Raw genomic sequence first — 21,972 nt, 5'->3', positions numbered from 1 at the left:
CGATAGATTTGCCTCCCATGCCCTACACGACGACGATCGAGAATACGGTCTTCCGCTTTGGTGATTTGAAGGATCTTCTTGCCAAGGCGACGCCGGAGCGTTCCGGCGATCAGCTCGCGGGCATTGCCGCATCAGGTCCGGTCGAGCGTCTGGCCGCGCAGATGGCGCTGGCCGATCTGCCGCTGAAAGCGTTCCTGAGCGAGGAAGTGATCTCCTCCGACGATGACGAGGTGTCGGCGCTGATCGCCGCGCGCCACGATGCGGCGGCCTTTGCGCCGATCTCGTCTCTCACGGTCGGCGAATTCCGCGAATGGCTCTTGAAGCCCGAGACCGGGCAGCGGGCGCTCGAGGCGGTTACCTATGGCGTGACGCCGGAGATGGTGGCCGCAGTCTCGAAGATCATGCGGCTGCAGGATCTGATCTCGGTCGCGGCTAAGCGTGAGGTCGTCACCCGCTTCCGCAACACGATAGGCCTGCGCGGTCGGCTGTCGACGCGCAACCAGCCGAACCATCCAACCGACGACAGCCGCGGGATCGCTGCCTCGGCCATCGACGGCTTGCTGATGGGATCGGGCGACGCGGTGATCGGCGTCAATCCGGCGACCGACAGCGTCGCGGATTATATCCGTATCGTCTCCCTGCTCGACGAACTGCGCGAGCGGCTGGCGATCCCGACACAGACATGCTGTCTCGGGCATGTGACGACGGCGATAAGGGCCATCGAGGCTGGTGCGCCGGTCGATCTCGTTTTCCAGTCGGTCGCCGGCTCACAAAAGGCGAATGCCGGTTTCGGTATCGATCTCTCGTTGCTGAAGGAAGCTTATGAGGCCGGGCGTTCGTTGAAGCGCGGCATGCCGGGCGCCAACGTCATGTACTTCGAAACGGGGCAGGGAGCGGCTCTGTCCGCCGACGCGCATTTCGGCGTCGACCAGCAGACGATGGAAGTGCGCGCCTATGCTGTTGCCCGCGAATTCGATCCAATGCTCGTCAATACGGTCGTCGGCTTTATCGGGCCGGAATATCTTTTCAACGGCAAGCAGATCATCCGGGCGGGGCTCGAGGATCATTTCTGCGGCAAGCTTCTCGGCCTGCCGATGGGGGTGGACGTCTGCTACACCAACCATGCCGACGCCGATCAGGAAGACATGGATACGCTGCTGACGCTTCTGTGCGCCGCCAACGTGAACTTCGTCATCACAGTGCCGGGCGCCGACGACATCATGCTCAACTATCAGTCCCTTGCCCATCACGACGCCATTTACTGCCGCGAAACGCTGAACCGTGCGCCGGCGCCGGAATTCGAACGCTGGCTCTGCGAGATTGGCCTGACCGATAGGGCAGGCGCTCTGGTCGGGGCGCCGGCAATGCTGACGGATTATTTTTCCAGTTCAACCCTTGTTGGAGCCTGACATGGCCAATTCCGTCATCAATGCGCGCGCGGCAAGCATCGTCGATCTCAAGGACATGACGGATGCGCGCGTCGCGCTCGGTCGTTTCGGCGCGGGCGCGCCGACAAAGGCGGCGCAGGCCTTTCTGCTCGACCATGCGCGAGCTCGCGAAGCGGTCTGGTCGTCGGTCGATCAGGAAGGTCTGCAACGGCAGTTGCTGGATCTGCAGCTCGATGCCGTCGTGGTCGAGAGCCTTGCCGGAGACCGGAGCCAATATGTCCGCAGGCCCGATCTCGGCCGCAAACTGTCGGCGACATCGCTGGCGCAGCTGGACGCGATCCGGCATGGCGACGATGGGTTTGATGTCGTCATCATCGTTGCCGATGGCCTTTCCGCTAGCGCCGTTGATATCAATGCCGCTGCCGTGGTTGGGGCACTTGCCGACCGGTTGCGCCGGCATGGGTTCTCGTTGGCGCCGGTGGTCATTGCCAGTCAGGCGCGTGTCGCCCTATCCGATCCGATTGGCGAGGCGCTTGCGGCCAAGACGGCCATCATGCTGATCGGTGAACGCCCTGGCCTTTCCGCCGCCGACAGCCTCGGGGCCTATGTCACCTATTCTCCCCGATCGGACACACCCGATTCCCGTCGCAACTGCGTCTCCAACATCCGCGAAGGCGGACTGCCCATCGCGGCGGCGGCCGACCAGATTATCGAACTTGTTATCGCCATGCGGATGACCGGCATCAGCGGTGTCGGGCTCAAGGATGCCGTGGCGAAGCTGGAGGTGACGGCGTAGGTAAAGCTCCCCTGGAGTCGGCTGAATGTTTACAAAAGATCACGAGATCACGTTTCGCACGAACCGGACCGGTGTCTCGTCCGGGTTGATATAGGCATAATCCTGGGCGGTGCTGTAAACGGCAAAGGTCCCGGCCTTGTAGTCGCGGGTCTCGCCGGAGCGTTCGAGGCGCAGCACGCCTTCGGTGATATAGATCATTTCATGCCATCCCTGCGGGTCCGGTTCGGCATCGTAGCGATCGCCGGGTCCGAGCGACCAGAGCCACATCTGGGCTTCGAGGGAGGCCGGGGCCGAGCCCAGGAGTACGGCCAGACTTTCCCCATCTTTGCCGCGCCATGTCACCTGGTTGATGTCGGCCCGCGATGCGCGCGTCGGGTCACGCACCAGATCGACGAAATCCACGCCGAGAGCCGCCGCCAGCTTGTCGAGGCTGGACAGGCTGATATTGGCATCGCCTGCTTCCACCGCGATGATCATGCGCCGGCTGATGCCGGATGCCTCGGCAAGCGCCGTCTGGCTGAGGCCGGCTGATTTTCGCAGGCGGCGCAAGTTGCCGGAAACATGGGCGAGAACGTCGCCACGTTCTTGACTGTGCAATATATTGCTCATAATGTCTTTCTATTCCAATTGCTGTCGCCGTTCAACAGCCTTTCGACGTGTCTGCTAAGGCAGGATCGCGACGGATGCGTTGTACGCGCGATCCGCCAGATACGAGTGAGGGAGCAGGACATGAAGATCCGCGATTTCGGCGTCGAAATATGGATGAACCGCTATGAGACGATATGTGAATGGAACCTCGCCGAGACCTGTGTCGAGTCGTTAACCGTGGCCGAACTGCTGGCGATGGCGGGAAAGACGGAGACGATCCTGTCGGAACTGCTGCCGCTCAAGTTGACCTATGGCGCGATCGAGGGCAGCGATCGGCTGCGACGGCTGATTGCCGGCCTCTATGAAAAGCAGGCCGTGGAGAACGTCGTCGTGACCCATGGCGCGATCGGCGCCAATGCGCTGGTGCATGAAACCCTGGTCGAGCCGGGCGACCGGGTCATTTCCATCCTGCCAACCTATCAGCAGCACTATTCCATTCCGGAAAGTTACGGCGCTGACCTGCAGATCCTCAAGCTTACCGAGGCGAACGGTTTCCTGCCTGATTTGCAGGAGTTGCGGCGGCTGGCGACGCCGGGCACGAAACTGATCGTCCTCAACAACCCGAACAATCCGACGGGCGCCCTGATGGACCGCGCCTATCTCGAAAAGATCGTCGAAATCGCGCGTATCTCCGGGGCGTGGATTCTCTGCGACGAGGTCTATCGCGGCACCGATCAGCAGGGAGAGGGCATGACCGCCTCGATTGCCGATCTCTATGAAAAGGGAATCAGCACCGGCAGTATGTCCAAGACCTATTCGCTGGCGGGCTTGAGGCTCGGCTGGATCGTCGCGCCGAGCGCATTGATCCATGCGGTATCGATCCACCGCGACTACAATACGATCAGCGTCGGCATGTTGGACGATCATTTCGCGGCCATTGCGCTCGAGAACCGCGACAAGATTCTTAAGAGAAGCCAGGCCATTACCCGGACCAACCTCGCTATCCTCTCCGAATGGGTCGACGGCGAGCCGATGATCTCCTGGGTCAAGCCGAAGTCCGGCACGACGGCGCTTCTCAAATATCATCTGCCGGTGTCGTCCGAAGATTTTTGCATCAGGCTGCTCGAACGGACGGGCGTCATGTTGACGCCCGGTAATGCCATGGACATGGAGGGATATCTGCGCATCGGCTACGCGAACAGCGAGGCGATCCTGCGCGAGGGTCTCAAGCGTTTATCACAGTTTCTGAAGGAGCAACGATAAGTGGTGGCCTGATCCAGGGCGCGCTGGCTGATGGCCGGTTGTGCGCTCTCCCGTCAGGCGCTGGTGTCTTGCAAGGCGGATCGACCCGAAAATATTGCCAGGGCCAGAACGATGAGAGTTGCGCCGACCCAATAAGGGGTTGCCGCACCCAGCATGGTACAGATTGCTGCAAGCAGTGGTGCGAACAGCCGCGCCAGCGCTTGTTGCCCTTGATAGGCTCCCTGCAATTGCCCCTGGTTCTCGGGTGAGGGCGAGCTTGTGGCCAAGGCGTTCATTGCGGGCTGGAACAATCCGTCGCCCAAGGTAAAGACCAGGATGGCCGGGATGAGCAGGGCTGTCGAGGATGCGAACGCTATGGCGGCGATCAGGACAAAGCCAACGGCATTGATCAACAGGCCGGCGCGGATAATGCGATGGTTACCAAAGCGGGGCAGCAGTTTTCGCGTCAACATGCCCTGGCTGAGGATGTCCATCACCCCGACGGCGAGCAAGACCATGCCGATGTCAAACGGGCCGAAGTGCAGGATCCGCATAAGATAGGCCGAAAAATTGCTCTGCATCATTGCGCCTGAAAAGAAGAAGAGGAAGGCCGCGGCAAAGGCGATGGAGGTCGACCGCCTGTGAAGTATCGCGGAATAATGCGAAAATGCGCCCAGGGGATTCCACCTTATTTCCTGTTTGCGCAATTCCCGAGGATGGCTTTCAGGCACAGCGACGTAGACCCACAGAATGTTGAGAAGCATGAGAGCTGCTGCGGCGAACAGAGGTATCGAGGGCGAGATTTCACCAAGAAGCCCAGCGGCGACCGGCCCGACGATGAACCCCGCGCCCCCGGCAGCGCCCAGCAGGCCGTATAGGCGCGCCTGTTCGGCCGTCGGTGTCACGTCGGCAGCGCAGGCATAGAGCGTGCTGATGTTTCCGGCGCTCAGTCCGTCGATCACCCTGCCGGCAAACAATATCCAGATCGATCCTCCGATCCCGAATACGAGATATCCGAGTGCGGAGCCGAAAAGCGAGGCGATCAATACCGGCCGCCGGCCAAATCGATCGCCACAAGCACCAAGCACGGGCGCGGCGATGAACTCGCATAGGGCATAGGTCGAGCCGATAAGGCCGATATAGGGGGCGATCTGCTCCTGCTGCACATAGTGGCCGATGAGGAAAGGCACCACCGGATCGACTAGGGTAAGCCCGGAAAAATTAAGGAAAACCGATACGATCAGAGCGGCACTGGGGCCGGTCAGACGTGAGGCGAGGCTGTTTCCATTCATAAGGCTGGCTCCGATCGACGGATCCAGCCGGAGCAGCATGTCGTCAGGACAACCACACGGACGAACCCGTGGCGCAATTGCGCCTGGATCGTCGGGGTATCTCAGGGAGAGAAGAGCTCGTCTTCTCGCAAGGACCAGAGCTTCCCTCGCGGGAAGGGCTTGGGCCTACCGAGACCAAGCCTGCCTTTTTCGACGGACGAGCCGTAGCATGAGAGCCACGCCTCGGCAAGAAGCGCCCGCCACTCAAACACAATGGCCGCCCCAGTGTGGAGGCGGCCATTGGTTCGAATAGATGTGGTCCGTTGCCGCCCTGGGACGGCAGTGGATATCAATCCACCGATGTCAGCGTCACCGAGGTGCCGGTGGCGGCGACGTTGAGGCCGAGCTGGCCGGTCACGCTCACCGTCTGAAGGTGGATCGAGCCGGACGTGCCGCCGACCAGGATATTGGTGCCGATGCCGACGCCAAGCGTCGCCTCGGCAGTTGCGCCCTGATAAAGGCCGCTCAGCGAACCATGATGATAGCCGGCTGTCGGTGCGAACACGGCCCAGACGAGCTTGCTGCGGGTGGTGAAGCCAAGATCGACGCCCATCTTGCGGATGGCGCCGCTATAATGGTCCACGCGCTCCTTGCCGACGGTCGAGTGGAAGGTGCAATCGACTTCCTTGGCTGAGCCGAGCACATAGCCGACGCCGCCGCCGATCTCGCAAGTGAGATAGCCGATCTTCACGCCGTTGCGCTGGTCCTGGTCCTGCTCCTGATAGGAGGGCGACAAGTCAGCCGCGCGTGTCACGGCCGTGCCGGCGACGATCAAAGATGCGGCCGAAAATGCCAGGGTGAGTATTTTTTTCATCTGTTTTCTCCTTGTCAGAGTATTCCGGGTGTCATGCACCCTTTTGATCGAGCCGTTTACGGTCAGCTCTTACTAACGTTTGTCGTCGCAGAAGGATCCCACAAAAATAAGGCGGCCATCGCACTTATCCCGATGATAATATAAGGATCTCCGTAAGCGACGTCATCCCCGCCGGCTCTTCACGTTTTGCGACGGGCTTTATTACACCCATGTTTTGGCCATTGATCACGCAGGATTGAAGATGATGGGCCTTTGGTAGGTCCATCAATCTCGCGTTCAACCGCGGTTTGTTGCCGGCGTGAGGGCAAAGACGTCGACTCGCTCGCCTAGACCCTTGAGGGGGAAGGCGCCGAGACTTTCCATCTCGGCTGCGCAGCCCGCCATATCGACGAAGGCCTTTGAGAGGAGAACGGGCCGCTTGACCTCCTTGGTCAGCGTTTCCAGCCGCGAGGCGATGTTGACGGCCGGTCCGATCACGGTGAAGTCGAGGCGGGTGCTGGAGCCGATATTGCCATACATGACATCGCCGACATGCACGCCGACGCCATAGCGCAGCACCTCGCGGCCATTACGGCTGTTTTCCTCGTTCAGCGCGGCAACCGCCGCCGCCGCCTCGTCGATCGCCCGCAGAAGATTGGCGCAGGCATCGGGATTGCTGAGCGGGAAAATAGCCAGCAGTCCGTCGCCCATGAATTTGAGGATCTCGCCGCCGTGTTTCTCGATCGGCTCCGACATCGCGTCGAAATAGCCGTTCAGAAGCTCGATGACATCGTCGCGCGGCCACATGTCCGAAATCGTCGTGAAGTCGCGCAGATCGCAGATGAGGATGGCGGCGCCGACGGTGGTGCCGCTGCCGCGGGTGGTCGCGCCGGCAAGGATCTGTTCGCTGGCATGCGGCCCGACATAGGTGCGCAGCAGCGTGCGCGCCAATATGTTCTTCAATCGGATCTCCGTCACCAGCGTCAGGGCCGGCAGCAGATCCTTCAGGAAGGTGACGTGTTCTTCGGTAAAGCCGCCCGGCGCGTCGGAGGCGAAGGTGGCGATGTGGCGCTTGCCGAGCGTGTGATAGATCGGCCAGGCAATGTATTCCGTCAGCCCCTCGGCCCGCATTTCGTCGTAGAGGGCATAGGCGAAGCCACCCGGCCCTGGCTGCTCGAGCTGCTGGCGGACCTCGAGCGCGCCATTGAAGATCTCGTTCATCGGGCTCAGCAGGAACTGGGGTGTCTTTTCGACACCATAGCTGAAGGTGGTGATATCGGCTTCCTCCAGCCCCGTGCGCCACAGAATTCGCGCGCCGAGCCATTGCGGATGAAGCGTCCTGAAATGCAGCGTCGCCCTGCCGACGGGGACGCCGGCGGCGCGCAATCTCTCGCAGAGATCCACGAGGATATTGTCGATGAAACGTTGCTCTCGAGTGTCCTGTATCAACCAGTCGAGGATCTTGCTCCGCTTGGTCGGCCAGGTGCCGTCGCGTTCGTCATGCGAATCGGCAGCCGCCTGCGTTGAGAATTGCATTACCCATACCCCACAAATACTTGGCCTGTTTCGGCCGCAACGTTGCTTGCTGCCGAGATGCGAATATACGCCCATTGCCGTTTGGCTGGAACGACAATCGCCCTGGCCGCGGATTTTGTAAATCGCAAGGCAAGGCGCGCTTCATTTTTATCGGGCGCTATGTCAGGCATCCGCGCAAGATGACTGTACGCCCATGCCGCGCGGCGCTATGTCTGATCCTGATCCATTCCGCCGGTCATCGGTGATCCCAGCGCCGATGCGAAGCCATTTTTGCAGGAGAGCTCTCATGAAACCGTCCGAAGCATCGCTCGTCATCGCGGACGAAGCCAAGATATGGCGCCGCGACATCCATCAGCACCCGGAGATCCTGTTCGACCTGCCCCGCACCTCGGCGCTGGTGGCGGAGAAATTGCGGGAATTCGGCTGCGACGAGGTGGTGACCGGGATTGCGACATCGGGGGTGGTGGCGGTGATTTCGGGCAACAGGGGCGCTGGCAAGACGATTGGGCTTCGCTGCGACATGGATGCACTGCCGATGTCGGAACAGACGAACCTGCCCTATGCCTCGAAAGTGCCGAACATGATGCATGCCTGCGGGCATGACGGCCACACCGCCATCCTTCTCGGCGCGGCCAAACGCTTTGCCACGGAGCGGAATTTCGCCGGCAAGATCGTGCTCGTCTTCCAGCCGGCGGAAGAGGGCGGCGGCGGCGGCCGTGTGATGCTGGAGGAAGGCTTGCTCGAGCGCTTCGGGATCGAGGAAGTCTACGGCATGCACAATCAGCCGGGGCTTGATGTCGGCTCGTTCGCCATCCGCAGCGGTCCGATGATGGCGGCGGGCGACCGCTTCGTCATCACTATGACTGGACTCGGCGGTCATGCGGCCACGCCGCATCTTGCCCGCGACCCGGTGCTTGCCGCCTCGCATCTGGTCGTCGCGCTCCAGTCGATCGCATCCCGTTTCATTGATCCGCTCGATTCCGTCGTCGTGTCCGTCACCTTTATCAGCGGCGGTGATCGGAAGGCGCTGAACGTCATCCCGCAGGCGGTTGAGATCGGCGGCACGATCCGCACCATGCTGCCGGCGACGCGCCGCGCCGTCGAACAGCGGTTCCGTGACGTGGTCAAGGCGACGGCGGCGCTCTACGACGCCGAAGCCGCAATCGACTGGCGCCCGGGATATCCGGTGACCGTCAACGATGTCGAGAAGACCTCTGTCGCCATTGCCGCCGCCGAAAGCATCGTCGGCGTGGAGCGTGTCGATGGCAACTGGCCGATGACCATGGGTTCCGAGGATTTCTCCTACATGCTTGAAAAGCGGCCCGGCGCAATGATCTGGCTCGGTAATGGCGACAGCGCCGATCTGCACAATCCGGCTTACAACTTCAATGACGATGCCATCGCCTATGGCATCGATTATTGGGCCGCTGTGGTTGCGCAGCGGCAGTCGTCCAGCTGATTAAGCGGTAGATAGGGGCGGATGGAAGATAAGCGATTGCGGCCGAAAGCCATGGCGACATGAATTGCATCGAAAAGATGCTCGTTTGTCCGCGGCGCTTCCGATGGTGCCTTATCCGGCTTGTCTAGGAAGTGCGGCGCGGCCGAAGATCATGAAAACAGGATAAGTCCCATGTATATCTCCCCTCCGACCCCAGCGGAGAACCTCTATCTCAAGACGGCGACACCGGCGCCGGCAACTGAGCCGCTGCCCGGCGACGCAGCCGCCACCGTCGGGATTGTCGGCGCCGGTTATACCGGTCTTTCGACGGCGCTGCATCTTGCCGAAAAGGGCATTTCCACCATCGTGCTCGACGCCAGCGAGATCGGCTGGGGATGCTCGGGCCGCAATGGCGGCCAGGTCAATTCGGGGCTGAAGGCCGATCCCGTCGAGGTGGAACATGCGTTCGGGCGCGAGCGCGGCCGACGCATGCTCAAGCTCGCCTATGGCGGGCCCGACGAAGTGTTTGATCTGATCCAGCGCTTCGACATTGATTGCGCTGCCCGCCAGAGCGGCACGATCCGCGCCGCGTTTTCGCAAGCCGGTGGCAAGGCTGCGGCGTCGCTCGTCAGCCAGTGTGTCGAGCGCGACGTGCCCGTGGAGCTTCTGAACCGCGAGCAGGTTGCCGAGCGCACGGGGACGACGCGCTATCATTCGGCCTGGTTCGATCCGAGGGGCGGCCAGCTCAATCCGCTTGGCTATGCGCGTGGCCTTGCCCGCGCGGCGATTGCCGCCGGCGCACGGATTCACACGAAGACGCCGGCCTTGTCCGTTCACCCGGAAGGCTCCGGCTGGCGTATCGATACGCCGACGGGCAAGGTCGGGGTCGAGAAGCTCGTTATCGCGACCAATGGCTATACCGGCGATCTCTGGCCCAGGCTGAAGACGGCGATCGTTCCGGCCTACAGTTCCATCGTCGCGACCGATCCGCTGCCGGCGGAGCTTGCCGCATCGATCATGCCGACGCGTTCGGTGCTTTATGAAACCGGCAGGGTCACCGTCTATTATCGCATCGACGATCAGGGAAGACTGCTGATGGGCGGGCGCGGCAAGCAGGCGCCGAGCGACGCGGCCGGTGATTATGCCCATCTCGTCGCCTATGCGGAACGCCTATGGCCGGCGCTGAAAGGGCAGCCTTGGCCGCATCGCTGGTACGGGCAGGTGGCAATGACCAGGGATCATTATCCCATTCTCGCCGAGCCGGCTGCGAACGCCTTTGTCGCGCTTGGCTATAACGGGCGCGGGGTCGCGATGGCGACGCTGATTGGCCGGCTCCTGGCGGAGCGGCTTGCTGGTGTTCCGGAAGAGGAGATCGTCTTTCCAATCCGGCGCGATTTCCCCACATTTGCTTTTCATCGCTTCTGGAAGCTTGGCGTTCTTGCCCGTGTCGCCATGGGGCGTGTACAGGATGCGATGGAAAAATGAGTGCCGCTCGATAATTTCAGGGCCGCACATCCGAACAAAGAGGCACTATAGTGAGAGCATATTTGGCAGGCCCGGAGGTCTTTCTTCCGAACGCACGGGAAATCCTCGACCGCAAGATCGCCTTGGCGCGCAGCTACGGTTTCACGCCGGTATCGCCGGGCGACCTGGTGGTTCCGGAGACCGAAACGAAGCGGCAGCGCGGTCTCGCGATCAGCGCCATCAATGAAAGCCTGATGCTGAGCGCCGATTTGATCATTGCCAATCTGACGCCTTTTCGGGGCATCGCCGCCGATGTCGGCACGGCCTTCGAATTGGGCTTCATGTGCGCCCGTGGCTGCCCGGCCTTTGCCTTTTCCAACAGCACGAAGAGCCATTTCGAACGGGTGAGCCGCTTCTACGGCGGCTCCATCCATTTGGGTGACGATGGGCGTTATCGCGGTACGGACGGAATGTCGCTCGAGAATTTCGATATGGTCGACAATCTGATGCTGGATGGCGGCATCGAGAGCCGCAGCGGAACGATCATCACGCGGGAAGTGGAGCCCGACAGGCTGTTCCTCGATCTCACAGCCTTCGAAGAATGCCTGCAGGTGGCTGCGGATAGATTGCTGGCGGGCGCAGTGCACACCGAGCAATCCGCCTAAGACGCTTGGCTACGTCGACGGGCCGCATCCAGGTCGACCTGATTTGCCTCCACGCGAAAACAGCCGACGACAATAAGCTTTTTGGCCGATCTAAAAATTTACTCATAGACCCCAGCAGCGCTGGGGTGCAATCAAAGCACGACGACCTTTGTGCCCACGCCGACCCGACCATAGAGATCCATCACATCCGGATTTGCCATGCGGATGCAGCCAGAAGATACCGCCTTGCCGATCGAGTTGGGCTCGTTGGTGCCATGGATGCGGTAGAGGGTGGAACCGAGATAGAGTGCTCTCGCTCCGAGAGGATTATTGAGGCCGCCATCCATGCGGTCAGGCAGTTCTGGCCGGCGAGCGATCATTTCCTTGGGCGGCGTCCAGGTCGGCCACTCCGCTTTGCGGCTGATCGTCTCCGTGCCCTTCCAGGCGAAGCCCTGTTTGCCGACACCGATGCCGTATTTGAGAGCAGTTCCGTCGTTGAGCACAAGATAGAGACGCTTCTCCTTGGTGGAGATCACGATTGTGCCAGGATCATAGCCGGAAAAGGAGACAACCGTGCGCGGGATGGGTGACCGCGCCAGGCTCGCTCGCCTGTCATCCTTGACGCCAGAATTGAGTTGGGGAGAGATCGCGTCTCGATCGATCGAAGCCCGCCGTTGTGGACGGGGTCGCGACGGGAAATCACCGTCTTCGTCGTCATAATAGCCATAGGGATCACCACGATAATAATAGTCATCGTCGAAACGACGATCATCGCGATAGCGCGGCGGTGCCTCCCGCCCATAGTGCGGAGTAGCATAGCCGCCGTCCAGGTCGTCGCCATAATCCGGCAAATATCGCCATTCCTGGGCATGCACGGAGACGCTTGTCATCAGCACAGCCAGAGTGGGCAAAAGGACCAATCTTATAATTTTCATGTCACAACCAACTTCCCGAACAACGCACGGGACTGCGCCCCGCGTCGACGGGGTATGCGTGTCATCGACAATTTCGGAAGCGGCAGGCATAATTGTGGCAGCGGCAATCGAAAGCCGAGATTTTCCGACCTGTTTTTGAAGGCCCTTGGTACAGATGCGCGATGCGCAGGGGAGGATCCGGGATTGAGGATTTGAATTGCGTGGGCAAGCATCCGACCCAGGCGGCTATATTGCCCCTAGGCCACGAAATCGGCCAATAAGATTCCTGATGAGCTTGATGGTAATGAGAATTTCAATTACCATCTAATCATATTCAGCGAAAAGGAATTTCCCCATGACTTCACTGGCGGTAACGATGAAAGGGCAGATCACGCTAAAGCGGGATCTGCTGCAGCACCTCGGTATCAAGCCGGGTGAACGGATCGACTTTGACAAGCTGCCAGGCGGCGAGCTTCGGGTGAAAGCGGCAAAGCCGACTGGCACCATCGATAGCTTCATCGGTCGGCATGCGGGCAAGGTCAAAAAACCGATGACGATTGAGGAAATGAACGAGATTGCCGCCTCTGGTTGGGCGGGGGAAGAATGAAAATTTCGGTCGATACAAATGTGTTGGCTCGTGCTGTTTTGCAGGACGATGCAACGCAGGGCCACGCCGCCGGCAAGCTTCTAAAAGAGGCCTCGCTTATCGCGGTTTCGTTGCCTTGCCTGTGCGAGCTGGTTTGGATACTTCGCCGGGGCGCGAAGCTGCCGAAAGAAGATGTAGCCATAACGATCCGCGATTTGCTGGATGCCGGAAATGTGGTGATGAACCGGCCCGCTGTGGAAGCCGGGCTTGCGATTCTCGAAGCCGGCGGTGATTTTGCGGACGGCATCATGGCCTATGAGGGCAATTGGTTAGGCGGCGAAACCTTCGTCTCATTCGATAAACAGGCGGTCGAACTGCTTGCAGAGCAGGGGCAGACGGCGCGGCTGCTGTCCTAACGAATTGCCCTCATCGGTTGGAAACTCAGTCTCATTGGATCGCCAGTAGCGAGCTACTGATTGAATTCCTCGACACGGCTACCGGCATCAGTAGAGCAATCGAGCTCGTATCGTTCCCGGGATCTGGCGAAGCGCATCCAGTATGTCATCGGCTGTCTGGCCGACGCCTTCGGCTTCAATGACCACGTAGCCCGTGTCGCCGTGCGTCTGCAGGAACTCACCGACGATATTAAGTGCGCGGGATGAAAAAATCGCATTCAGGCTGTTTAGCATGCCAGGGCGATTCTCATGAACATGGATGAAACGCGTGCCGTTTGGACGTGGCGGCAGTTGAACCTGGGGAAAATTGACGGCGCCCAGCGTCGATCCGACGTCGGAATATTCCACCAGCTTCCTGGAGACTTCCCCTCCGATGCGCTCCTGCGCTTCTTCCGTCGAGCCGCCAATATGCGGCGTCAGAATGACATTGTCCAAACCCTGGAGCGGCGTTTCGAAACGCTCGTTGTTTGATGCCGGCTCCCTGGGGAACACGTCCACAGCCGCGCCCGCGAGATGTCCTTCTTTCAAAACCTTCGCAAGCGCTTCGAGATCCACCACGGTCCCGCGGGAGTTATTGATGAAAAGCGCTCCCTTTTTCATTCTGCGCAGTTCGGTCTCGGTTATCATGTTCTGCGTTGAGCTGGTTTCGGGAACATGCATCGTCACGAAATCCGAGATTTCGAGAAGCTCGCCAAGCGTGGCCATCGATTCTGAATTGCCGTGGCGAAGCTTGTCCGAAGGATCGAAATAGCGCACGTTCATGCCCATGCTTTCCGAAAGAACGCTAAGCTGCGAACCGATGTTGCCGTAGCCCACGATACCAAGCGTTTTTCCGCGCACCTCACGACTGCCGACGGCGGATTTGTCCCATCCGCCCTCATGAGCAGACGCCGAACGCGGGAAAATCCGCCGGGTCAGCATTATGATCTCACCGATCACAAGCTCGGCGACCGAGCGGGTGTTTGAATAGGGAGCGTTGAATACGGGGATGCCGCGTCGGCGGGCCGCATCCAGGTCAACCTGATTTGTCCCCACGGAAAAACAACCGACGGCAATAAGCTTTTTGGCGGAGCTAAAAATTTCCTCCGTCAGCTGGGTGCGTGAGCGAATTCCGACAATATGCGCCTCGGCTATGAGACTTTTGAGATCCTTGTCATCCAGAGCCTTCGGCAGATGGGTCACATTGACGTAGCCGGATGACGTAAAGTAGTCCACGGCACTCTGGCTGATGCCTTCAAGCAGAAGGACGGAAATCCGCTCGCGCGGGAGAGAAAGTTGTCGGGTCATTGAATTGCTTTCGATTCTCGAATTCGACGAAGCTGGGGTCTCTTGTCGGCCATAAAGCACGCAGATATGGCAAATTGTTTAGCGATCATCCAACGGACAGTGCAAGAGCAAACTCCACTCCGGCGGCAGACAGGCAGATATCAGTCCGTTCAATCGCCCCCAAGGATCCACCGAGAGCAACATTGATATTGCCGGGCGTCGAGCATCGCTCACACAAAGGTTTGAACAATCGGCCGGCATCATCGCCCGTGCCCTATTGCCATTAAGTTTGGGGTGTCGCTCGAAGTTTTATTCTCAAAATGGCTAAGATCTGCGGGAATCGGAGTGGCGCATGTCTTGCCGGACATATCCACGGCTTGTGAACGGCCATGCTTTTTTTCATATAGAAATCGGAATTTCACACAAAGTAATGGGCCAGTCGGGGATGAGTTGGAAATGGATTTCCCCATAGTCCTCGACGGTTTGGATTGGCTCTCCAGGCTATGCAAGGATGGAAATCCGAAGGCCATCACGGCCCGATCGCAAGCCGGCACCGTAGCCGTAGTCGTTCACCGCCACGGATGCGTTGTGGATTTCGAAACACCGGCAGGCCGCCGCACATCGGACATGCTGGCCCGCGAAGACCTGCGAGACCGCCTTGCTTCCCTTGACCGACAGATGCCTGTTCTTTTGAGGCTTGCGCCTGATCGATATTTGAAACGCCCGTTATCCGACAGGGTCCTTCCTTACGGCCGGGCTCGCACCATGGCTCTGATCGATATCGAGGAAGCTCTGCCGTTTCTGCGCGACGATTCCTGCGTGCTTTTGCCTGAGGATCTGCGTGGAGGCGGGACCAGCTATGCTGTGGTCCGCAAATCCATTCTCGATCCGATCATCGCAGCGATTGGCGAGGCCGGCCTTGCGGTGTCGGGAATTGCCCTGGACACAGAAGATGAGCCTGAGTTCGTCAGCAAGGCGAGCCTCAAGTCCATGTACACCCTCCCTCGGCGGGTCAGGCTTCGCAGGCAGCTGTCGCGCAGCGTGCTTGGAGCCGCTGTCATTTTGTCGGTGGCAACATTCGCGCACGCCTATCTGCGAAACGTCTCGGCGATTTCGCGTCTAGCGGAGATCACGGATACCAAACAGACGCAGGCATTGGCCGTCCGGAAAAAACTGGAAAGGCAACAACTGGAACAGAAGCTGTTGCAAGCGGCGCGCGCGGGCAAGGCTGAATCCACTCCGGTTACGATGATCTGGGAGGAGCTGACACGGATCCTTCCCGATTCAACATGGCTTATGGATATGTCGATCCGGAACGGTCAAGTCACGATCACCGGGTTTTCCAATTCGGCAGCAGACCTGATAGCGATCCTTGGTGCATCTCCTCTGCTGTCAAATCCCAGTTTCGCATCTCAGGTCCTGAGAGCCCCCGGGCAAGAGGGGGAACGATTTTCGATCCAGATGCGAATAGCGATGCGATGACCGGATTGTTGATCACCGTCATGAACCTGCCGATCATGGCGCAGCGTATAATCGCCATTTCGGCGTTGGCGCTCGGTATCACCCTGACATTGGTGACAGCCTGGGCCGCCGTTGCAATCATCAATCAACAAAACGATGAAATCACCGAGGCCAGGCATGCCCTGGCCCGCTTTGACCAATTGATCGCCTTGGGCGGGACGCTCTCCAAGGAACCTGCCACAACGAATGCCTCTCAGGAATTTCTCGCCGGCGCGACGGAGCCAGTCATTCAGGCTGAACTGCAGAACAAGCTCAATTCGCTCGCCGGCACCGCCGGCGCAACGGTGGTGTCGGTCGGTGGTCTACCGACCCTCGAAAAGAACAAGGTCAGATATGTCGGCGTTCGTGCAAGCCTGCAGGGCGGCCTGGCTGCCATCCACGCCATCCTTCTCCAACTGGAAACAGGAAAGCCCTACATTATTGTCCCGGAATTGATCGTGAACGCAACAAGCGCGGCGAATGGCGGGCGATTGGCGGAACCGATCGAGCTCAGCGTGCAGTTGTCGTTTTTCAGTCCGCTCAATCCGGCCGAAACAGTGGCGCTCGAGGGAGCAAAGCCGTGATCAGATTGTCGGCCCGCAAATTGCCCTGGGCGCTCCTTTCCTTGATCATTGTCTCGCTCCTGGCTCTTAATATCAGCCTTTTCCGCAGCGATATCGACATCACTGCGCTTGCCTCGGGCGCCTCCGGTCCAGCGGCGATAGGTAACTCTGTGGTTGCCCCAGACGCCATCCTTCGCAATGGCCCGGCATTCCCGCAGACGCTCTCAAGACCCCTGTTCAGCCCGACGCGACGGGAGTTCGTTGTGCAAGAAAAGCCGGCCCAACAACAGGACAAAGCCTCAGTCGACAAGAGTGCGGTCACCGTCACTCGCCCGGCAATCGCATTTCAGGGCACGCGCACCATTGAAGGAGAGCGGCGGGCGCTGGTGCGCCTCGACGGGAGCCAGGCGGCCGAATGGCTTCCCGTAGGCGCCAAGATTGCCGGCTGGACGATCACCAAAATCGGCGCAGACAATTTGACACTCACGCAGAAGGACGAAACGGCTTCCTATGATCTTTTCGCGACGGGCGGAAGCGGGCAGACAGCGCCCGGTGAGGTCGACGAATGAACGGCGCAGACAGCGATCATCCACAATCGGGCTTTGCGCTGGTTGCGGTGCTTGGACTGGTGCTTGTCGCATCGGCCATCCTTGTCCCGTTCTCGATATCAGCCCGCCTGCGGGCTCTGACTGCTGAAAACGCATTGCGCTCCTTTCGCTATTCGCGGATCGAGAAGACGCTTTCCCTCCATGTTGCAGGGCAGCTCGCCACGCGGCGCAAACATGGCGATATCGACATACCCGAGGCGGATGGCATGTCGCGTTGCGATCTCGGCGAATACTCCATCGCCATGGGAGTGCAGGATCACGCCGGCCTGATCGACCTCAATAAAGCGGGAATTCCCCTTCTGAACATCGGGTTCCAGGCTCTGGGCTTTTCCGAGGAAAACGCGTCGACGCTTGCACTGGCAACGGACAATTACAGACGTCCGGATCGTCGAGCCGAGCGGGAGCTTCCCGCCGAACTCGTCGGCGAAACCGGTTACAAACATGCGGCATTCGAGGATGTGATCGAGTTGCAGGATCTTGTCGCTTTGCAGTCGGTATCGCCTGCCGCCATCGCGAACGTCTTTACCGTGCAGACTGGCAGCCGAACGCTCTCAAGCAAGGCTGTTTCCGATGCTATCAACCGCGTTCTGGAATCGCGGGCGTCCGGGTCGTTGCCTCTGAGCGTATCGACGGCCAAGCCACCCGCCGTGACCATTTTCGTGCGGCTCTTCCGCAACCAGAAACTGGAAGCCAGTTCAGCTACGGTGTTTGATCTCGCCGACGACGGCTTCGCCTACGTTGCCTCGCTTCCCACTGTCTCCGAAGAAGCGGAAATGGCCGCCTATTTCGGCCGGGATCTGCCATGTGGAGACTTCATTGCCGAACCAATGCGGACGGCAGTCGCGGATGCGCTCAAATGACAAAAGGACACATGACTCCGGAAGCTTTTCTGAGCGCATTGGAGGCGGCGGGGCACCTCACGTCCGAAGCCGTGCAGCGCGCGCTTTCCGTCCAGGCCGCGACGAGCCATCCCGTCGATATCGTTATGCGCGAGCTGGCATTCATGCCGGATGCACAGCTTGCGGAAGCCATGGCGCTCTTCTGTCAATGCGATTGCTGCACCGTCATTGCGGGCGTCGACGAAGAGTTGCTTGAGCGCATCGGAACAGTCTTTGCGCAGGCGCATGCGATCATACCTTGCCAGAGGCAGGGCGACAGTCTCAGGCTGATTGTTGCGGACCCGTTTGCATTCTCGACCATTGGGGCTGTTTCCTATCTCGCCGATCTTCCCGCCGCCATCAGCGTCGCTCCGCGCTTGCTGATCGACGAATTTTTTCGAGAACGGGCCAAAGGCCAAAATTCATCCGAGACCACGGATTTCCAGGATAGCGCCGAGGCGGAGGATGTGGACCGTCTGCTGGATATTGCCCGCGAAGCACCGATCGTGAAATTCGTCTCGCGCATCCTGCAGCGGGCGGTGGATGAGAAGGCGACGGACATCCACATCGAGCCGCTTGAGGACTCGATCAGGATTCGCCTGAGAAGAGACGGTCTGCTCGACACGCTGGAAATCGTGCCAAAGTTTAACGCGGCGGCGGTGACGAGCCGCATCAAGATCCTGTCCCGCTTGAACATTTCCGAACGCCGGCTGCCACAAGACGGCCGCCTTAGAGCCTCGATCAGAGGACAGGAAGTGGACTTTCGTGTTTCGGTGATGCCAAGCATCCACGGCGAAACGATTGTGCTGCGCATCCTTGACCGCTCCAATATCCGGCTGGATCTGGCGGCTCTCGGTTATCAACCCGAAAGCATGGCGACCATCGCGAGGATCGTGCGACGGCCGAACGGGATCATGCTCCTGACGGGTCCGACGGGATCGGGCAAGACGACAACGCTCTATTCCATCCTCAGCGACATCAATGATGCCAAATCGAAGATCTTCACGGTGGAGGATCCCGTCGAGTACCGGCTTGCGGGAGTAACGCAGTTGCAGGTGGAACCATCCATCGGCTTGACCTTTGCCACAGCCCTTCGTTCGGTCCTCCGTCAGGATCCGGACATCATTCTCCTCGGTGAAATCAGAGATCCCGAGACGGCGAGGATTGCCGTACAGGCAGCGCTGACCGGACACCTCGTCCTCTCGACACTGCACACGAACAGCGCGGCCGGCGCCATCAATCGGCTGCGCGAAATGGGTGTCGAGAGCTATCTGCTGGCCGCGACGCTCCGGGGCATCATTGGTCAGCGCCTCCTGAGAAAGGCATGCCCGCATTGTTCGAGCCATCCGGCGGGCATCCGCTGCGAGACCTGCAATGGCGCCGGTTATTCCGGCCGGCGTGCGGTCTACGAAATACTGGAAGTCACGGAACCGATACGCGAAGCGATCGGCCGGGATCTGATCCAGAGCGAAATCGAAAATCTGGCGATCAAGGAAGGGATGCGTCCGCTGGCGCAACAGGCAAGTGAACTGGTTGCAGCAGGCATGACCACCATCGCTGAAGTCTCGCGCGTCGTCGATCTGCAAGGAGAGTGAGATTGCCCAATTTCTCCTATGTCGGTTTCTCGAAGGACGGCACCAGGAAGTGCGGCATGCTGGAGGCCTTGAGCGAAGCCGAGGCGCGCCTGCGGCTGCGAGCCGATGGTCTGAAGGTTCTCGAACTCTCAGAGGCGCGCCAACCACGATCCAGAATAGCTTTTCCTGTCGCGCGCATATTGCCTGCAAAAGCAAATTTGCAACGATTTTTTGCCGATATCGCTATGCTGATGGATGCTGGGCTCGGCCTGGACCGGGCTTTGAAGGCCGTTGCAGCAGATCAGGGCAACAAGGCCAACTGCATGCTCGCAAAGGAGCTGACTGAGCGGCTTGCCAGCGGCAAGGCCCCATCGGAAGCGTTCCGGACCATTGGAGGTGCGGGTCAAGACATCGCGGCTTTGATCGCGAGTGGCGAGCAGACCGGGAAGCTTCCCGTCATATTTGGGGTCATCGCAAACAACCTGGAGCGACAGCGCGCGCAACGAAGCCAGATTGCAGAGGCCATCGCTTATCCGGCCTTCCTCATTCTGATGATGTGCGCCGCATTGTTGATCGTGACATTTTTCCTCGTCCCGGCAATCCTTCCCATATTCGAGGGAGCCGGTCGGCCGGCGCCGTTGATGATCAGATCTCTCGATGTCCTGAGGGGGCTGCTGGTGAATTGGGGGCCGGTATTGGCGCTCATGCCCCTGCTTATGGGTCTCGTCGCGCTGCGAAGCACCCGGCGAGCACGGTTGAAGGCTTTCGTCTCCAACGCAGCCATTTCACTGCCGCTGATCGGCACCTTCATCCGAAAGCAGGGTCTCGCGCGCTACCTCCACAGTCTGGCGCTACTGCTTGGAAACGGCGTCGACATGCCGAAGGCTTTGGCTTTCGCCGCGGCAACCTGCCCGATTGCGGCCTATTCCACGCCGTTGGAGACCGTCCGCGAGCGTGTATTGAGCGGCTCGCGGCTACCGGACGCGCTCGGGGAGGCTGCGATATTTCCCTCCGCGATCGTATCGCTCGTCGCAATCGGAGATGAGGTCAACACTCTTTCAACCGTTCTGCTCCGCTCCGCGGAGCTGCTGGAGGGAGAGGCTTTCCGCTCCCAGGACCGGCTTCTAGCACTGATGACGCCGGTCATAACCATTGCCATGGGTTTCCTCATCGGCGGTCTGGTTATTTCGGTCATGAGTGCGCTTCTCGGTATCAACGATCTGAGTTTGCAATGAGCGTGGTGAGACCGCGAGCCGATGGGTACGAAGCCGGCTTTTCGCTTGTCGAATTACTTGTCGTGCTCGCAATCATCTCAGTCACCGCTGCGATTGCCTTTTCCTCGTTTCCGGGAAGGCGGATGGCCGCGTCTCCGCAGAGCGTGATCCGCGATGCGGGTCATCTTGCTCAACTGATCCGAATGGAGGCGATCAATCGCCGTAGGGAACTTGCTCTGCAAGTCGACGTTCAGGCAAAAACAATTGCCGACGCCGATGGCAGGCGGCGTATCTTCATCCCGGCATCGGCGACTGTCGAAGTTGTCACGGGTCGGGAGTTGACCCGGTCGCAAAGCCAGGCCTCGATTGTTTTCTTCCCCGACGGCACATCGTCCGGAGGCGCCATCTCTCTCTCGAGCGACGGCTCTCCGACGATGACACTTCGAATTCCGTGGCTGACGGGCATCTCAACGATCATGTCGGGGAGTGATAATGGCCGCTGATCCCGCCGCGCACGGAGAGGAAGGCTTTTCGCTGATCGAGGTTCTCTGTGCCTTCGTGATCCTGTCGATCTCGGCGGCAATCGTTCTGCAGACGGTGCAACTGGCGGCGAAGAGCTCGGCTATGGCGGAAGAAAAGATGACGATCCTGACCGTCGTGCCGAAAATCGAACTCGCGATCACGACAGCCGAGGGAGGAGGCGGTTCTTCACCGCGGGGCGAAACAGATGGCCTTCACTGGCAGATTGAGCCCGTACCCTTTGCCGAGGAGCAGGATGACGAGGGGATCGCGCGCTTGCGCGTGTTTCTTCCCGGTGGCGAGCGCCACTACGATTTTTTGATCAATTACCACCCGAGATCGCCGTGAAGATGCCCCCGCTTGATGCTGCCCGGATCGATCGCCAGCGGGGTGAAGATGGTTTCACCTTGATTGAGGTCCTCGTGACATTGGCCCTGGTTGCGGCATTATCGATGATCATCCTGGCCATGGTCAGCCAGTTTCGCGCCATCACGATGGCGCGGGAAAAGAATGACGCGATTATCGAAGTGGAGGCTCTGGCCGGATTTGTCGAAGAGGCCGTTCGCGATGCGCGCCCCTTTCCCTTGATACAGGACGGTCCGCAACGGCACCCGATGATGATAGGAGGCCCGGACAGGCTTGCCTTCGTTGCGGTCAGCCGTATCGGCAGGCGGC

23 protein-coding genes are annotated in these 21,972 nt (G+C 59.8%); 17 read left to right on the top strand and 6 right to left on the bottom strand.

Annotated features, from left to right (window positions below):
* Positions 1–17: 17 nt before the first annotated feature.
* Both PMI03_RS00115 and eutC read left to right on the top strand, forming a co-directional pair.
* Positions 18–1,409, top strand: coding sequence for an ethanolamine ammonia-lyase subunit EutB (locus PMI03_RS00115; protein WP_007688683.1), 1,392 nt, complete (start codon positions 18–20; stop codon positions 1,407–1,409).
* Between the two features lies 1 nt (position 1,410).
* Complete coding sequence (gene eutC / locus PMI03_RS00110) at positions 1,411–2,184, top strand: ethanolamine ammonia-lyase subunit EutC (protein ID WP_007688679.1); 774 nt, start codon at positions 1,411–1,413, stop codon at positions 2,182–2,184.
* 39 nt (positions 2,185–2,223) lie between these two features.
* On the opposite strand, the gene PMI03_RS00105 is transcribed toward eutC, so the two are convergent.
* A complete protein-coding gene (locus PMI03_RS00105) occupies positions 2,224–2,793 on the bottom strand; it encodes a helix-turn-helix domain-containing protein (RefSeq protein WP_007688678.1) in 570 nt (189 codons plus the stop codon).
* A 120-nt stretch (positions 2,794–2,913) separates the two neighbouring features.
* Here PMI03_RS00105 and PMI03_RS00100 point away from each other — a divergent pair, with 120 nt between their 5' ends.
* Positions 2,914–4,035, top strand: coding sequence for an aminotransferase (locus PMI03_RS00100; RefSeq protein WP_007688676.1), 1,122 nt, complete (start codon positions 2,914–2,916; stop codon positions 4,033–4,035).
* A 53-nt stretch (positions 4,036–4,088) separates the two neighbouring features.
* Here PMI03_RS00100 and PMI03_RS00095 read toward each other — a convergent pair whose 3' ends face one another.
* The 3 genes from PMI03_RS00095 to PMI03_RS00085 all read right to left on the bottom strand — a co-directional run bounded on the left by PMI03_RS00095 (position 4,089) and on the right by PMI03_RS00085 (position 7,674).
* Entirely contained in the window at positions 4,089–5,306 is a 1,218-nt protein-coding gene (locus PMI03_RS00095) for a tetracycline resistance MFS efflux pump (protein ID WP_007688675.1), read from the bottom strand.
* A gap of 328 nt (positions 5,307–5,634) precedes the next feature.
* Positions 5,635–6,159 carry a DUF992 domain-containing protein gene (locus PMI03_RS00090; RefSeq protein WP_007688673.1) on the bottom strand — a complete coding sequence of 175 codons (525 nt, stop codon included), beginning with the start codon at positions 6,157–6,159 and terminating at the stop codon, positions 5,635–5,637.
* A 276-nt stretch (positions 6,160–6,435) separates the two neighbouring features.
* Positions 6,436–7,674, bottom strand: a complete 1,239-nt coding sequence (locus PMI03_RS00085; protein ID WP_007688671.1) for an adenylate/guanylate cyclase domain-containing protein — start codon at positions 7,672–7,674, stop codon at positions 6,436–6,438.
* Between the two features lie 286 nt (positions 7,675–7,960).
* Here PMI03_RS00085 and PMI03_RS00080 point away from each other — a divergent pair, with 286 nt between their 5' ends.
* From PMI03_RS00080 to PMI03_RS00070, 3 genes are all read left to right on the top strand, one after another.
* The gene (locus PMI03_RS00080) at positions 7,961–9,133 is read left to right on the top strand and encodes a M20 aminoacylase family protein (RefSeq protein WP_007688669.1); all 1,173 of its coding nucleotides are present in this window, start codon (positions 7,961–7,963) and stop codon (positions 9,131–9,133) included.
* Between the two features lie 171 nt (positions 9,134–9,304).
* Entirely contained in the window at positions 9,305–10,597 is a 1,293-nt protein-coding gene (locus tag PMI03_RS00075) for an FAD-binding oxidoreductase (protein ID WP_007688668.1), read from the top strand.
* 50 nt (positions 10,598–10,647) lie between these two features.
* Complete coding sequence (locus PMI03_RS00070; protein ID WP_007688667.1) at positions 10,648–11,241, top strand: nucleoside 2-deoxyribosyltransferase; 594 nt, start codon at positions 10,648–10,650, stop codon at positions 11,239–11,241.
* Positions 11,242–11,372: 131 nt separating this feature from the next.
* Here the strand turns inward: PMI03_RS00070 and PMI03_RS00065 are convergent, their stop codons facing one another.
* Positions 11,373–12,110: a L,D-transpeptidase gene (locus PMI03_RS00065; protein WP_309574291.1), complete on the bottom strand. Its 738-nt coding sequence runs from the start codon at positions 12,108–12,110 to the stop codon at positions 11,373–11,375.
* A gap of 379 nt (positions 12,111–12,489) precedes the next feature.
* Between PMI03_RS00065 and PMI03_RS00060 the strand changes: the two genes are divergently transcribed.
* Positions 12,490–12,741, top strand: coding sequence for an AbrB/MazE/SpoVT family DNA-binding domain-containing protein (locus PMI03_RS00060; RefSeq protein ID WP_007688665.1), 252 nt, complete (start codon positions 12,490–12,492; stop codon positions 12,739–12,741).
* Positions 12,738–13,136, top strand: a complete 399-nt coding sequence (locus PMI03_RS00055) for a type II toxin-antitoxin system VapC family toxin (protein ID WP_007688664.1) — start codon at positions 12,738–12,740, stop codon at positions 13,134–13,136. Before PMI03_RS00060 ends, PMI03_RS00055 begins: the two co-directional genes overlap by 4 nt.
* An 87-nt stretch (positions 13,137–13,223) precedes the next feature.
* On the opposite strand, the gene serA is transcribed toward PMI03_RS00055, so the two are convergent.
* A complete protein-coding gene (gene serA, locus PMI03_RS00050) occupies positions 13,224–14,462 on the bottom strand; it encodes a phosphoglycerate dehydrogenase (RefSeq protein WP_007688663.1) in 1,239 nt (412 codons plus the stop codon).
* Positions 14,463–14,897: 435 nt separating this feature from the next.
* Between serA and PMI03_RS00045 the strand changes: the two genes are divergently transcribed.
* The 9 genes from PMI03_RS00045 to PMI03_RS00005 all read left to right on the top strand — a co-directional run.
* Positions 14,898–15,923, top strand: a complete 1,026-nt coding sequence (locus tag PMI03_RS00045; RefSeq protein WP_007688662.1) for a PilN domain-containing protein — start codon at positions 14,898–14,900, stop codon at positions 15,921–15,923.
* Positions 15,920–16,525, top strand: coding sequence for a type II secretion system protein GspM (gene gspM, locus PMI03_RS00040; RefSeq protein WP_007688661.1), 606 nt, complete (start codon positions 15,920–15,922; stop codon positions 16,523–16,525). Before PMI03_RS00045 ends, gspM begins: the two co-directional genes overlap by 4 nt.
* Entirely contained in the window at positions 16,522–17,073 is a 552-nt protein-coding gene (locus tag PMI03_RS00035; protein WP_007688660.1) for a hypothetical protein, read from the top strand. Before gspM ends, PMI03_RS00035 begins: the two co-directional genes overlap by 4 nt.
* On the top strand, positions 17,070–17,972 hold the full coding sequence (locus PMI03_RS00030; RefSeq protein ID WP_007688659.1) for a hypothetical protein: 903 nt from the start codon (positions 17,070–17,072) through the stop codon (positions 17,970–17,972). The genes PMI03_RS00035 and PMI03_RS00030 overlap by 4 nt, the downstream gene beginning before the upstream one ends.
* Complete coding sequence (locus PMI03_RS00025; RefSeq protein WP_007688658.1) at positions 17,969–19,585, top strand: GspE/PulE family protein; 1,617 nt, start codon at positions 17,969–17,971, stop codon at positions 19,583–19,585. Before PMI03_RS00030 ends, PMI03_RS00025 begins: the two co-directional genes overlap by 4 nt.
* Before the next feature lie 2 nt (positions 19,586–19,587).
* On the top strand, positions 19,588–20,799 hold the full coding sequence (locus PMI03_RS00020; RefSeq protein ID WP_007688656.1) for a type II secretion system F family protein: 1,212 nt from the start codon (positions 19,588–19,590) through the stop codon (positions 20,797–20,799).
* A complete protein-coding gene (locus tag PMI03_RS00015) occupies positions 20,796–21,281 on the top strand; it encodes a GspH/FimT family pseudopilin (RefSeq protein ID WP_007688654.1) in 486 nt (161 codons plus the stop codon). Before PMI03_RS00020 ends, PMI03_RS00015 begins: the two co-directional genes overlap by 4 nt.
* Entirely contained in the window at positions 21,271–21,645 is a 375-nt protein-coding gene (locus tag PMI03_RS00010) for a type II secretion system protein (RefSeq protein WP_007688649.1), read from the top strand. The genes PMI03_RS00015 and PMI03_RS00010 overlap by 11 nt, the downstream gene beginning before the upstream one ends.
* 2 nt (positions 21,646–21,647) lie before the next feature.
* Positions 21,648–21,972, top strand: a 325-nt coding sequence (locus PMI03_RS00005; protein WP_007688647.1) for a type II secretion system protein J, incomplete at its 3' end; no start/stop codon positions are given.

This window comes from Rhizobium sp. AP16 (assembly GCF_000281735.1).
Taxonomy (GTDB): domain Bacteria; phylum Pseudomonadota; class Alphaproteobacteria; order Rhizobiales; family Rhizobiaceae; genus Rhizobium; species Rhizobium rhizogenes.
Note: the sequence above shows the minus strand (reverse complement) of the source record. Positions and strands in the feature narration are given on the sequence as shown.